General features: G+C 67.5%; 8 protein-coding genes and 4 tRNA genes. 8 read left to right on the top strand and 4 right to left on the bottom strand.

Annotated features, from left to right (window positions below; genetic code table 11):
- The first annotated feature begins 145 nt into the window (after positions 1 to 145).
- Positions 146 to 481 carry a hypothetical protein gene (locus AB3347_RS02805; RefSeq protein ID WP_369090237.1) on the top strand — a complete coding sequence of 112 codons (336 nt, stop codon included), beginning with the start codon at positions 146 to 148 and terminating at the stop codon, positions 479 to 481.
- Between the two features lie 109 nt (positions 482 to 590).
- Positions 591 to 1538 (top strand): D-2-hydroxyacid dehydrogenase, encoded by a 948-nt coding sequence (locus AB3347_RS02800; RefSeq protein ID WP_369090236.1) that lies wholly within the window; start codon positions 591 to 593, stop codon positions 1536 to 1538.
- A gap of 5 nt (positions 1539 to 1543) precedes the next feature.
- Here the strand turns inward: AB3347_RS02800 and AB3347_RS02795 are convergent, their stop codons facing one another.
- Positions 1544 to 5551, bottom strand: a complete 4008-nt coding sequence (locus tag AB3347_RS02795) for a two-component regulator propeller domain-containing protein (protein WP_369090235.1) — start codon at positions 5549 to 5551, stop codon at positions 1544 to 1546.
- A gap of 107 nt (positions 5552 to 5658) precedes the next feature.
- Here AB3347_RS02795 and AB3347_RS02790 point away from each other — a divergent pair.
- The 6 genes from AB3347_RS02790 (at position 5659) to AB3347_RS02765 (ending at position 8196) form a co-directional block, all read left to right on the top strand.
- A tRNA-Arg gene (locus tag AB3347_RS02790) sits at positions 5659 to 5735 on the top strand.
- A gap of 449 nt (positions 5736 to 6184) precedes the next feature.
- Positions 6185 to 6261: transfer RNA gene (locus AB3347_RS02785), tRNA-Arg, on the top strand.
- Between the two features lie 164 nt (positions 6262 to 6425).
- A tRNA-Arg gene (locus AB3347_RS02780) sits at positions 6426 to 6502 on the top strand.
- Between the two features lie 224 nt (positions 6503 to 6726).
- Positions 6727 to 6996 (top strand): hypothetical protein, encoded by a 270-nt coding sequence (locus tag AB3347_RS02775; RefSeq protein ID WP_369090234.1) that lies wholly within the window; start codon positions 6727 to 6729, stop codon positions 6994 to 6996.
- Between the two features lie 89 nt (positions 6997 to 7085).
- A tRNA-Arg gene (locus AB3347_RS02770) sits at positions 7086 to 7162 on the top strand.
- Between the two features lie 488 nt (positions 7163 to 7650).
- A complete protein-coding gene (locus tag AB3347_RS02765) occupies positions 7651 to 8196 on the top strand; it encodes an FxDxF family PEP-CTERM protein (RefSeq protein ID WP_369090233.1) in 546 nt (181 codons plus the stop codon).
- Between the two features lie 174 nt (positions 8197 to 8370).
- On the opposite strand, the gene AB3347_RS02760 is transcribed toward AB3347_RS02765, so the two are convergent.
- Genes AB3347_RS02760 through AB3347_RS02750 form a run of 3 tightly spaced genes read right to left on the bottom strand, consistent with a single transcriptional unit; the run spans position 8371 to position 12845 of the window.
- On the bottom strand, positions 8371 to 10263 hold the full coding sequence (locus AB3347_RS02760; RefSeq protein ID WP_369090232.1) for an ATP-binding protein: 1893 nt from the start codon (positions 10261 to 10263) through the stop codon (positions 8371 to 8373).
- Complete coding sequence (locus AB3347_RS02755; protein WP_369090231.1) at positions 10263 to 10892, bottom strand: YfiR family protein; 630 nt, start codon at positions 10890 to 10892, stop codon at positions 10263 to 10265. Before AB3347_RS02755 ends, AB3347_RS02760 begins: the two co-directional genes overlap by 1 nt.
- Positions 10893 to 10898: 6 nt before the next feature.
- The gene (locus AB3347_RS02750) at positions 10899 to 12845 is read right to left on the bottom strand and encodes a TonB-dependent receptor plug domain-containing protein (RefSeq protein WP_369090230.1); all 1947 of its coding nucleotides are present in this window, start codon (positions 12843 to 12845) and stop codon (positions 10899 to 10901) included.
- Positions 12846 to 13019: the final 174 nt, after the last annotated feature.

Genomic DNA, 13019 nt, shown 5'->3' with positions numbered 1-13019 from the left:
AAGCCGGCCCGACTGTACGCCAGCTAACCGTGTCGCCGGACTTGTAACCGGTTGTAAATACCGTCAACGCGCCTGTGCGCGTCCCCGTTGAATGGCCAGGATACGGGGATGGCCCCGGTTCCCAACCTGAATGAGGACAAGCACCATGCGCATGATCGTTGCTACCCTGATCGCCGGTCTGTTCGCCACCTCGGCGTTCGCCCAGACCCCCGACGCCAAAGCAGCCAAGGACGTGGCCAAGGCCGAAGCCAAGCACGACAAGGAAGTCGCCAAGGCCGACGCCAAGGTAGAAAAAACCAGGGCCGAAGCGAAGAAGGACGTCGCCGAGGCGAAAGCCGATGCTGCCAAGACCAAGGCCAAGGCGCATCAGAAAGAGGCCGCCAAGAAGGCCGACGCCAAGGCCGACAAGGCTGAAGCCAAGGCAGAGAAGGCCGCCGACCATGCCGATGCCAAGACCATGACGACCGCAGCCACCAAATAATACGCCGCCCAGGCCCCCATATGCCAAAGGACAGGTTCGCCCTGTCCTTTGTCGTTTCCGGATCCCGGATGGCGTCTACAATGTGGTTTTCACCCGCTGCGAGCACGCCATGCACCGAATCGTCTTCCTCGACCGCGACAGCCTCCAGGCCCATGTGCGCGTCCCCGCCTTCGAGCACGAGTGGCAGGACCATCCCGGCAGCGCCGAGCAAGACGTGGTCGAGCGCCTGGCCGGGGCCACAGTGGCCATCACCAACAAGGTGCCGCTGCGCGCTGCGGCCATCGCGCGCCTGCCCGACCTGAAGATGGTCGCGATCGCGGCCACCGGCACCGACAACGTCGACCTCGAGGCCTGCCGCGCGCGCGGCATCGCGGTGTCGAACATCCGCGATTACTCGCTCGTCTCGGTCCCCGAGCACTGCTTCGCCCTGCTGCTCGCCTTGCGCCGCAACCTGCGCGCCTACATGGCGGACGTCGAGGCCGGACGCTGGGAGCGCTCGAGCCGTTTCTGCCTGCTGGACCACCCGATCGGCGACCTGGCCGGCAGCCGCCTCGGCATCGTCGGCTACGGCGCGCTGGGGAAGAAAGTGGCGCAGCTCGGTCGTGCCTTCGGGATGGAAGTCGTGGCCACTTCGCGCTCGCCGGTCAAGGAAGCCGGCGTGGCGCAGCTGCCGCTCGAGGCGCTGCTGGCCACGTCCGACGTGGTCAGCCTGCACCTGCCGCTCAGCGCCGAGACGCGCCACCTGATCGGCGCGCGCGAACTCGGCCTCATGAAACCGCAGGCCCTGCTGATCAACACCGCGCGCGGCGGGCTGGTGGACGAGGCGGCGCTGGCCGCGGCCCTGCTGGACGGGCGCATCGGCGGCGCCGGCTTCGACGTGCTCGGCAAGGAGCCGCCGGAACCGGACAATCCGCTCCTGCGCCTGCGCCTGCCGAACTTCATCCTGACCCCGCACGTGGCCTGGGCCAGCGGCGGCGCCATGCAAACGCTGGCCGACATGCTGGTCGATAACATCGAGGCCTGGGCCGCCGGGCGGCCGCGGAACCTGGTGGCCTGAACCGCTCAGGCCGGCGCGGGCGTGTCGATTGCCCCGGGCGCCGCCTGCGGGTCGGGTGCGCGCAGCGGCAGCTCCAGGATGAAGGCTGCGCCCTGCCCCGGCTGGCTGTCGACACGCAGCGATCCGCCCAGCAGCGTGGTGACGATGTTCCAGGTGATGTTCAGTCCGAGGCCGGTGCCGCCCTGACCCATGCGGGTGGTGAAGAAGGGGTCGAAGATGCGCGACTGGTGCTCCGCGGGGATGCCGCGTCCGTCGTCGCGGAATTCGATGCGCACGCTGCCGCCCTCGACCAGCGTGGCGCCGAGCAGCATGCGGCCGCCCGGGCCCTCGAAGGCGTGCAGCAGCGCGTTGTTGACGAAGTTGATCACCACCTGCCCGAGCGGGCCGGGGAAACTGTCCATCGCGATCCCCGCCGGCACCGCCAGCTCGAGCCGGTGGCCGGCCAGGCGCACGGTATTCATCAGGGTGGCGGAGATCTCCTGGCAGACCTGGGCCAGGTCGAAGCGGCGCCGCTGCGCGCTGGCCTGGTCGACCGAGACCTGGCGGAAGCTGTTGACCAGTTCGGCCGCATTGTGCAGGCTGCGCATGATCAGGCCGGACGCCTCGCGCGACGCCGACATGTACTCGGCCAGGTCGGAGCGGCGCAGTGTCGCGCCGTCGAAGCGCGCCGCGATGTCGCTGGTCTTTTCCTGCAGCGTGCTGGCCATCAGGAGGCTGTTGCCGATCGGGGTATTCAATTCGTGGGCGACACCCGCCACCAGCGAGCCGAGCGAGGCCAGTTTTTCGCGCGCCGCGAGCTGGGCCTGGGTTTCCTTGAGCTGGTGGTAGGCGCTGGCGTTGTCGATCGCCACGCCCACATAGGCGGCCAGGGTTTCCAGCATGTCGAGGTGGACCTGGCCGTAGGCCCGGGCGGCCGGGCTCTGCACCGTCAGCGCACCCTGCACCCGCTCGCCCACCATCACCGGCACCAGCAGCAGCGAGCGCGGCGCCATGCCGGCGCGCGCCGCGCAGGGCAGCGCCAGTGCGAGCGCGCGCCCGGGGTCGTCGTGCGGCAGTGCCGGCAGGTAGTCCATCAGCTCGTGCGCCAGCGCTCCCTGCGACTGCCCGGCCAGCAGCTCGCGCCCGCGCACGATCGACCAGGCCGCCAGGTGCCGGTCCGGATCCTCGGCCAGCTCCAAGGTATCGCGCCGCTCGCCATCCACCACCACGTAGACATAGTCGAGGGTGCCCCGTTCCGGATGGCGCAGCACCACCGCGAACAGGGTCGCATCCATCAGCGCATGCACCTGCTCGTACAAGGTACACATCACCGCCTCCAGGTCCAGGTTGGACGTGAGCGCGCGCCCGATGTCCGACAGCAGTGCGATGTTGCGGTGCGCCTGCTCCACCACTTCCTTCTGTTCCTCCACCTCGCGCTTGCGGCGCTCGGCCGACTCCTTCTGGCGCAGCAGTTCGTCCGTGCGCGCGCCGACCTCGCGCTCCAGCAGCAGCTTCTGGGCCACCAGGGCGCGGATGCGCAGCCGGTAGCCGGCGGTGAACAGCGCCAGCGCGGCCAGCACGGCCAGCATGCGGAACCACCAGGTCTTCCAGAACGGCGGCGTGATCGTGATCGTCAGGCTGGTCGGCTGCGTGCTCCAGACGCCGTCCTTGTTGCTGGCGCGCACGCGGAACACATAGGTCCCCGGATCGAGGTTGGTGTAGCTGGCGTAGCGGCGCCGCGCATCGGTATCGACCCAGCCCTGGTCGAAGCCTTCCAGCTGATAGGCATAGCGGTTGCCGTCGGGGTCGGCGTAGTGCAGCGCGGCGAATTCGAGCGCGAACACCGAATCGCGGTGCGACAGCGTCAGCGCCGGCTGCGCGTGGAGGTCGGGCGTGGCGCGCGAGCGGTTCAGCACCAGGAAGTCGGTGATCACGACCACGGGCGGATACGGGTTCTCGCGCACAGCGTCCGGCATGAACGAGGTCAGCCCGTTGACGCCGCCGAACCAGAACTGGCCGTCCCGGCCGCGCATGGCGGCGCCGACGAAATAGGAGCCGTCCACCAGCCCGTCCTTTGCCGTGTAATTGGTGGTCGCGCCCGAGCCGGGATCGACGCGCGTGATGCCGGTGGTGGTGCTGGCCCAGATAAAGCCGTGCTGGTCCTCGATCACGGCCCCGATCGGCCGCGCCTCCGGCCCGCTGCCGAAAGGATAGTAGCGGAAGCGCACGCCATCCTTCCCGGCCTGCATGCGGTGCAGGCCGCCCGCCGTGCCGACCCACAGCTCGCCGCGCGCCGACTCCATCAGGTAATAGATGCGGCTGTGGCGCAGGCCGTTCGGGTTGCCCGGTTCGTGGCGGAAGTGGGTGAAGCGGCCGGTCGCCGGGTCGTAGCGTTCCAGGCCGGTCTCGGTGCCGATCCAGACGATGCCGCGGCGGTCCTCCAGCGCCGTGAAACCGTAGTTCTCGCCCAGGCTGGCAGGATCGTCGGCAGCGTGGCGCCAGGTGCGCACCCGGTCGCCGCCGGCTGAGCGGCCGGGCGCCAGCGCCGCCAGCCCGCCGCGCGTGACGACCCACAGCGTGCCGCTGCGTCCTGCATGGATCGCCTGCACGTAGTTGGCGCCGGGGTTATCGCCGAGCGCGCTGCGGCCGAACCGTCCGGCGGAGTCGCGCCAGGCCAGGCCGGTCGGCGTACCGATCCAGGTGCGGCCGGCGGCGTGCGCCAGCGCGGTCACGACCTCGCCCGGCTGGTCGCCGCGGCCGATGCGTTCGACCTGCCCGCCCGGCCGCTCCATGCGCATCAGGCCGTCGCCGGTGGTGCCGATCCAGACCCTGCCGTCCGGATCTTCGGCGATGGCGCGCACCTTGGCGCGTCCCAGGCCATGGTTGCTGCCGTAGCGCACGAAGCCGCCGCTGGCCAGGTCGGTGCGGTTGACGCCGCCGAACTGCGTGCCTGCCCACAGGGTGCCGGTACGGTCCACCAGCATCGCGCTCACCTGGTTGTCCGACAGCGAATGCGGGTCGGATCGATCATTGCGGTAGCTGAGGAAACGTCCGGTAGCCGGATCGAGCCATTTCAGGCCGTCCATGTCGGTGCCGACCCACAAGGTGTTGCCGCCGTCGTGGTACAGGGCGTTGATACGCGATTCGCCCAGGCCGTCCTGGCTGCCGATGTGGCGGCGCTCGGGCTGCGCGTAGGGGGTGCCGTCGCCGAGGCGCCAGGCTTCCAGCCCGGCCGCGGTGCCGATCCACAGGGTGTCGCGCGGGCCCATCGACAGGGCCAGCACGGTGTTGCGCTGCAGGTCGCGGGCGTCGACGTCGTAGTGCTGGAAGTGCTCGGCGCCCGGCGCCAGCCGGTCCAGACCGGCTGCGGTGCCGATCCACAGGTTGCCGTGGCCGTCGAGGGCCAGCGCGCTGACGCGGTTGTCGCGCAGCGTGGCCGGGTCGGCCGGGTCATGCCGGTAGCTGCGCAGGCGGCCGCTGGCGGGGTCGAGGAACTGCAGGCCGTCGCTGGTGGCCAGCCACAAGCCGCCGCCGGACGCTGGCTGGATGTCCAGCACGGCGCGGTTGCCTGCATAAGGGCTGCCGGCATAGGCGCTGGCGCCCGGCGCGCCGCCGGCGTTCGGACTGCCCGCGCGCCGGCCGTTCGCCTGCGGCGCAGCGTAGCGCACGAAGCCGCCGCGAGCCGGGTCGAAGCGGGCCAGGCCGCCCTTGGTGCCGAACCACAGTCGCCCCTGCTCGTCCTCATGGGAGGCCAGCACATAATTGTCGGGAAGGCTGTCGGGCTTGTCGGGGTCGTTGCGGTAGACCGTGAAGCGGTAGCCGTCGAAGCGGTTCAGGCCCGCCTGCGTGCCGAACCACATGAAACCGCGCCGGTCCTGCAGGATGGTCAGTACCGATTGCTGCGACAGCCCCTGCTCGATCGACAGGCGCTCGAAGCGCAGGCTGCGCGGCGCGGCCATGGCGGCGCCGGCCCAGGTCCACAGCAATATCAGGGCGCACAGGGCAAGGCGCGGTCCCGGCTTCCAGGCAAACATACGAATCCTCGATGATCGAACCCGGCTAATCTACCAGAGCTCGTTTGCCTACGGAAAAAATTGATACTTCCGGAAATAATAAGCCGCTGCTATAATGCGTGCATCGGGCGGCTGTAGCTCAGCTGGATAGAGTACTTGGCTACGAACCAAGGGGTCGTGGGTTCGATTCCTGCCAGCCGCACCAGAATATCAGGGACCAGATTGAAAAATCTGGTCCCTTTTTCGTTGTGCCGTCGTCGACGACGATGGATGACGCCGATCGCAATGCGGAGCGATCGCTTGGCAGAGGCGATCCGGTTGCCGTCGAACGCCCATCGTCATGAAGCTTGGGCCGCTAGTGCGCCGGCGGGGCGGCTCGCCCGCTTGCTGCGCAATGCCGCGCTGGCGGGCAAAAGCCCGGCAGGCGGCATGCCTGCCCCTCACTAAGGCGCATGCATCGCCGCTTCCCATGGCGGCTGCGCAGCTCGGCCATGCAACGGCGCAGCAGTTCAAACCTCATCCATTGCCAATGGATGGCGGCGCCGTCTTCGCTGCGCGTCGATTGCGCCTGCAAGCTGCCTGGCGTCTTCTTTCCATCCGGATGCCAATGAGATTTTGCCAATTAGCGATCCCCTGCTATAATGCGTGCATCGGGCGGCTGTAGCTCAGCTGGATAGAGTACTTGGCTACGAACCAAGGGGTCGTGGGTTCGATTCCTGCCAGCCGCACCAGAATATCAGGGACCAGATTGCAAAATCTGGTCCCTTTTTTCGTTGTGCCCTGCCCCCATCTTGCGGTGTGCCCGCATCGCGGAGCGAGGCAGCGCCGGCATGCTTGGCTGGGTGCCGATAGGGTTTTGCCAATACGCGAACTCCTGCTATAATGCGTGCCTCGGGCGGCTGTAGCTCAGCTGGATAGAGTACTTGGCTACGAACCAAGGGGTCGTGGGTTCGATTCCTGCCAGCCGCACCAGAATATCAGGGACCAGATTAAAAAATCTGGTCCCTTTTTTCGTTGGGGCGCCGGCGCATCCGGTCGCCTTCTGCATCGTTGCCGACGCGCTTCACATCAGGCCACATGTTGTCTATCACCACCATTATTTACGCCAGTGAAATTGTGTGAATTTTAATACGCGCTCGTCATGTAGACTGCCGCGCATGATTCCTCGCACTCAACTGAAAGTCGCAAACGGCCTCATGCTCCTGGGGGCCGCCCTGGTCCCGGTCGGTTTGGACCGTTTCCTTGCTGCCGCCGCGCCGGCGCCACACCGAAGCGCCATGCTGGCGGAAGGCTTGCTGATCCTGGGGGGATTGATCGCCTTCGCGCTGGCCGTCGGGATGTCGGGCTTCGTCTGGTCGCTCCTGGTCGAGAAACGTCATCCTTCGTTGCGGGTCGCCGGAACCCATGCGATCCGCATCCTCGTCTTCATCGTGCTGTTCTCGCCGATCGTCATCGGCAGCTTCTGAGCCGCGCCGGGCAACCCCTGGGGCCGGTTCGCCGCGATCACAAATGGGGTTTGCCAATCCGGCAGCTGCTGCTATAATGCGTGCCTCGGGCGGCTGTAGCTCAGCTGGATAGAGTACTTGGCTACGAACCAAGGGGTCGTGGGTTCGATTCCTGCCAGCCGCACCAATTTTTTTTAAATGGCTCAGAAGCGATTCTGGGCCATTTTTCTTTTCTGCCCTCCTCCCTCGTTTTTTCTGACCTGAGTAGGCGCATTCTCCGGCCTCGCGCATCGTTCCTCATCGCGTATGGCCGCGGCAACTCAGCAAAAAGCACCTAAAACCCATCAACTTCTACGCTTCAATCATTAAACCGGGCTGAAATAGCGGGGCCTCGACGCCGGAGAGGCTCCCCTCTTTTTGTAGGACTATGCCCACGCTTTTTTAGCAACCCGATAAAAATTTTCTATTCTTCAACGCCTATCAGCCGCGTTCTCCTATGAGGAAACGCGCTTTAGCATGTCCCGTTGGAAATTTATTGATTCCTAGCATGACAATCACGAATTGACCGTTCAATCACACTTTCACGTGCTTTTTTTTATCCTTTTGATAGCATGAAGTTCCCCGATACTTGAAACCCAGGCTGCAGGACGCGGCTGATTCTATGCGAGGAAAGAAATGAAAAAATCTCTTATTGCTGCAATTGTGTTGGCTTCCGCTTCGTTTGGTTCGTCGGCCGTCATGGCCCAGGACGTCGTCGGCAACTCCCCTCAGGCGCTCGACCTGATCGACAACAGCGCCTTCTTCGGCGATACCTTTGAAGCTGACAACGGAGGCAATACCTTCGCTGACCGTTTCACCTTCACCATCGATGGTGACATGGGCATGAACCTGGATGCGATCATCTCGTCGATCAGCCGCAGCGCCGACGTGGGCCTGGACATCACCGGGCTGGCTCTGTACGGCGAAGACGACACCCTGATCACCAATGGCACCATGCTGCAGAGCGGCGCCATCGATGTCTGGAGCATCACCGCCAACAACCTGAGCGCCGGCGATTACTACCTGCGCGTCAGCGGTAACCTGGTGTCGGATGCCGGCGCCTCGTTCGGCGGCGCCGTGATGCTGGCCCCGGTTCCGGAGCCGGAAACCTACGGCATGATGCTGGGCGGCCTCGGCGTCCTGGGCTTCCTGGCGCGCCGTCGCAAGGCCAAGCAGGCCTGATAGCAGCCTGGCATAGCACATAGACGGAAGCGCGCAAGCGCTTCCGTTTTTTTTCGTCTTTCGCCTGCGTACCGGACAAGGGCGGGTGGACGATCGGCCGGCTCCGCCTGGAGCCAGTGACGCCACGCCCGGTTCACGTTCCCTTCCCTGCCGCGCAGTATCCCTTCCTCCCGATCAGGTGCGCAGCTTCTTGATGATGCTGCGGTTGCCCAGGATTTCCTCGATCTGCTCGAAGCGCACCGGCTTGACCATGTGGTGGTCGAAGCCCGCCTCGAAGGCGAGCTGGCGGTCCTTTTCCTGGCCCCAGCCGGTGACGGCGATCAGCACCGTGATCGCGCCGCAGGGCAGCTTGCGGATGCCGCGCGCCAGGTCGTAGCCCGACATGTGCGGCAGGCCGATGTCCAGGAAGGCGTAATCCGGGCAGAAGCGCGCCGCCGCGGCCAGCGCATCGGGGCCGTTGTGGGTGATCACGACGCTGTGGCCCATCGCCGTGAGCAGCGCGCCGATGCTGTTGACGAAATCGACGTTGTCGTCGGCCAGCAGGATGCGGTAGCTCTCGGTGCTGATGAAGGCGGCCGGCGTCGGCTTGGCGATCGGTTCCGGATCGACCACGATCGGCAGGCGCACCACGAAGCGGCTGCCGTGGCCCAGGCCTTCGGACCTGGCTTCGATCGTGCCGCCGTGCAGCTCGACCAGCTTGCGCGCCAGCGACAGGCCGACGCCCAGGCCGGCGACGCTGCGCTCGAGGGTCGAGTCGACCTGCACGAACATCTCGAACACGGTATCGAGCATGTCGGGCGCGATGCCGATGCCGTTGTCGGCCACTTCCAGCACCAGAGTGCGGTCTTCCACGCTGGCCTTCAGGCTGACGTGCCCGCCGCGGTTGGTGTACTTGGCGGCGTTGTTCAGGAGGTTCGACAGCACCTGCGCCAGGCGGGTGGCGTCGCCGTGCAGGAACACCGGACGGTCCGGCAGGTCGATCGACAGCTCGTGGCCATGCAGTTCTATATAGGAGCGCACCACCTCCAGCGCGTCGTTGACGACCGCCTTCAGCTCGACCCGTCCCATCTTGATGGTGAACTTGCCGGTGTTGATGCGCGAGACGTCCAGCAGGTCGTCGACCAGTCGCACCATCTGGCGCAGCTGGCGTTCCATGATGTCGGTGGCGCGCTGGGTCGCCTGGGCGTCGCCGCTGCGGATACGCAGGATGTCCAGCCCGGTACGGATCGGCGCCAGCGGATTGCGCAATTCGTGCGCCAGGGTGGCGAGGAATTCATCCTTGCGACGGTCGGCCACGATCAGGGCCTGTTCGGCGCGCTCGCGTACCGTCATCTCGTGTTCGAGGGTGCGGTTGGCCGCCTGCAGCGCGTCGGAGCGGCGCCCGATCTCGGCCAGCATGTCGTTGAAAGCCTCGACCAGCACCCCGATCTCGCCCTTCTCGTTGCCGGGCACGCGCAGGGTGAAGTCGCGCCGCAGCATCACCTGGCGCGCCACGTCGGTGACCGCCTCCAGCGGACGCGTGATCGAGGCTTGCAGGCGCGAGGCCACCAGCGCGGCGATCACCAGCGCGCCCAGCATCACGACACCAAGGATGGCGCCGTAGCTCAGCACGCGGTCGAGCAGGCCGTAGCGCGAGCGCAGGTAGACGGTGCCGAGCGGCTCCCCGTTCTCGACGATCGGGCGGAATACCACCAGTTCGCCGCGCTCCATGCGGTAACCGGCTGCTTCCGGCCGCGCCGGGAAGGCGGCTTCGGTGCCGGCCTTGGCCCAGGTGGCGAAGCGCTGGCCGCTGTTGGTATAGATGGCGCCGGCCAGGATCTGCGGACGCACCCGCAATACCGCCAGGCTGCGGGTGGCGGCGGCGGTGTCGTTGAACGAGAGCGCGGGCGCGGCGACGTTGGCGACGATGTCGGCCTGGGTGCCCAGGTCGTCGACCCAGACGCGCTGGAAGGTGCGCAGGTCCACCAGGATCATGGCAATGGCGGCCGACAGCAGCGCGACGACCGTGGTCGCCACCGCCATCAGGATCAGCTTGCTGCGGACCGAACCGGTATCGTGGATGCTCATCACGAGCCTCCTTTCTGGATTCGGTTGGCGACCGTCAGCAGGCGCGAACTGAGCTTGACGTTGTTCTTTTCGGCGGCATCCAGCGACACGTCGAAACGCACCCGCTCATCCACGATGCGGAAGTTGATGACGCTGCCATAGCGCAGGCCGCCGTCGCATTCGGTCACGGTAAGGAAGGAGCCGGGCGCGGCGCGCAGCACGCGGCCGGCGCGCTCGCCGTCGCTGCCGGCAACGAACAGCAGGTGCACCGGCGGCACCGTTTCGTGCTCGGCCACCCGGCGCACCGCGATCGGGCGCCCGGCGACCACGCGGCCGGCGGCAATGCGCGCCAGTTCGGCGGCCATGTCGTCCGAGCCCACCACGGCGATCGTGAGCGGCCCGGCCGGGTCGGCGAAGGCCTGCGGCGGGAATTCGGCGTAGCCGAGGAATTTATACAGGAAGGCCGCCTTGACGCGGCGCTCGAGGGCCTGGCCGGCGGCGCCGGCAACATCGGCGCTGGCGCGCGGCGCCGTTCCCGCGGCTGCCGCGCACAATGGAAATGCGAGCGACAATACGAGCGGCAAGGCCAGCGTCCTGCAGGCCAGGCGGCGTCGCATGCGGTCGGGAGGGTGGATCTTCATTCTGGTCATGGGCCTTCAAAAACGCAGCGATGCGCTGGCGAACACACTGCGTTCGGCCAGTTGGCGCACGCTCGCCGCCCCGAACTCGGGATGACTGGCATGCAGCAGGTTACGGCCGGTGAGGGCCAGTTCGACGCCGGGGCGTGCCTGCCACGCGATCCGCGCGTCGAGTTCATGATAGCCCGGCACGGCCGGCTGAGGCAGTCGCGCGACGCGCCGCAGCAGCAGGTCGGCCGCCAGGCCGCGCGCCAGTTCGTGCGAGGAGCGCAGCTGCCAGTAGCTGCGCGGATCGCCGGTCGCCAGCCCGATGCGCGCCGAGGCATCGCGGCTGGACGGCGCGACCCCGGTGTCGACGTCCTGCAACACCGCGCCGGCCGACAGGCGCCAGCCGCGCATGGCCTGCCAGCTGCCCCACAGCTCCAGCCCGTGGCCGCGGCCGTAGCCGAGGTTGCGGAACACCGCCCCGCCGGGCTGCGGCTCCAGGGTGCGCAGCCGCGCGTAGTCGCTGTAGAACAGCGTAGCCGCATATGACAGCGCCGTGGCCGGTTGCGCCCGGTAGCCGAGCTCGAACACCTTGGCCGTTTCGGACTGCATGTCCGGCCCACCCGCCACCAGGTAGGCGCGCCCGTCCGCGGCCGGGTCGGCCAGCATCAGGTCGCGGTCGATGCGCGCCGGCGCCCGCACCGTGCGCGACGCCGCCGCCCACGCCATGGCGCCCGGCGCATGGTCCCAGGCCAGGCGCAGGCTGGGCAGCACCTCGGTGCCGGTATAGTCATTGTGCTCCAGGCGCAGCCCGGCTGTCGCGCGCAGCGCCGGCGTGGCGGCAAACTCGTCCTGCGCGAACAGGTTGGACCAGCGCAGGCGGCGCTGGGTCGGCGCGAACTGCAGGACCGGGCCGTTCTCGAAGCGGTCGCGCGCATGGCGGTAGCCGCCGCCCCAGGTCAGGGCGTGGCGCTCGCCGACCCGGGTGGCTAGCTGGGCTTCGATATCGGCCGTATCGAGCCGGTGCCTGCCGACCCCGCGCTGGCGGCGCCGGTCCTGGTCCACCCAGGCCTGCAGGCGCAATGCGGCGGCGCCGGCCAGGCGGCGATCGAAGCGCGCGACCAGGTTGGCGCCGGAAAAATCGGTGCGCGGCGCGCGGTTCTCGCGCAGCGCGCCGGCATGCAGGTCGCCGCTCACGCTCAGGGACTGCTCGGCGCCGTCCCAGTCGAGCCGGAAGCCGGCCTGGCGCCGGCCCACGCCGCCGCCTTCGCTTGCCGCGGGGTGGCCGGCAGGGTCCAGCTTCAATGCGCCGGCCTCGTCGCGCTTGCCGTACACCCGCACGAAGGCGCCGTTGGCCAGCCGGCGGCCGTGGCGCAGCACGGCGCCGGCATAGCGCTGGCCCGCATGGACTTGCGCCAGCCCGCCCTGGGTGTCCGCGGCGCTGCGCGTGATGATGTTGATGACCCCGTTGACGGCATTGGTGCCCCAGATGGTGCCGCCCGGGCCGCTGATGACCTCGATCCGCTCGATATCGGCCATCACCAGGTCCTGGGCTTCCCAGTAGACGCCGGAGAACAGCGGCGAATACACGCTGCGGCCGTCGACCAGCACCAGCAGCTTGTTGGCCAACTGCGAGGAAAAGCCGCGCGCGCTGATCGCGTACTCCTGCGCCCCGGCGAGCGCCACCTGCAGGTTCGGCGCCAGGCGCAGGGCCTCGGGAATCGTGAGCGCACCGGCGCGCGCGATGTCGGCGCCGCTGATCACGTACACCGACGCCGGCGCGCTGGCCAGGCGGCCCGGCTGGCGCGCCACCGAAGTGACGACGATGTCGGACAGCTGTTCCAGAGAGTAGTCTTCCAGCGCCAGACCGTCGGGCCCGGCCGCACCGTCCGCCGCGGCCTGGCCGGACGCGTGCCCGCTGCCCGTGTGCAGCAGAAACAGTGCTGCACAAACGCAGGCAAGCTTGGAAGGTTTTGACATAGTTGCCATCCTAGAACATTTTCCCTCCTGCACCAAGGGCGCACGATTGCCGCGGCGCCGGCGTCGCAGCGACGCCACGAACCGGTTGACAAAGCGCGCTCATCAATATTCCTGATGGCAGTCATTGGAAATATAAATTAGACGAATTTGCGGCAATGCAGCATCATCCTACCT

Origin of the sequence: Massilia sp. X63, from assembly GCF_041023745.1 — a bacterium.
Lineage (GTDB): Bacteria > Pseudomonadota > Gammaproteobacteria > Burkholderiales > Burkholderiaceae_D > Telluria.
Note: the sequence above shows the minus strand (reverse complement) of the source record. Positions and strands in the feature narration are given on the sequence as shown.

Bases quoted from the DNA above. Each gene is read 5' to 3' on its own strand.
- AB3347_RS02795 (WP_369090235.1), bottom strand. From the start codon at position 5,551: ATGTTTGCCTGGAAGCCGGGACCGCGCCTTGCCCTGTGCGCCCTGATA.
- AB3347_RS02750 (WP_369090230.1), bottom strand. From the start codon at position 12,845: ATGTCAAAACCTTCCAAGCTTGCCTGCGTTTGTGCAGCACTGTTTCTG.
- AB3347_RS02805 (WP_369090237.1), top strand. From the start codon at position 146: ATGCGCATGATCGTTGCTACCCTGATCGCCGGTCTGTTCGCCACCTCG.
- AB3347_RS02800 (WP_369090236.1), top strand. From the start codon at position 591: ATGCACCGAATCGTCTTCCTCGACCGCGACAGCCTCCAGGCCCATGTG.
- AB3347_RS02765 (WP_369090233.1), top strand. From the start codon at position 7,651: ATGAAAAAATCTCTTATTGCTGCAATTGTGTTGGCTTCCGCTTCGTTT.
- AB3347_RS02760 (WP_369090232.1), bottom strand. From the start codon at position 10,263: ATGAGCATCCACGATACCGGTTCGGTCCGCAGCAAGCTGATCCTGATG.
- AB3347_RS02775 (WP_369090234.1), top strand. From the start codon at position 6,727: ATGCTCCTGGGGGCCGCCCTGGTCCCGGTCGGTTTGGACCGTTTCCTT.
- AB3347_RS02755 (WP_369090231.1), bottom strand. From the start codon at position 10,892: ATGACCAGAATGAAGATCCACCCTCCCGACCGCATGCGACGCCGCCTG.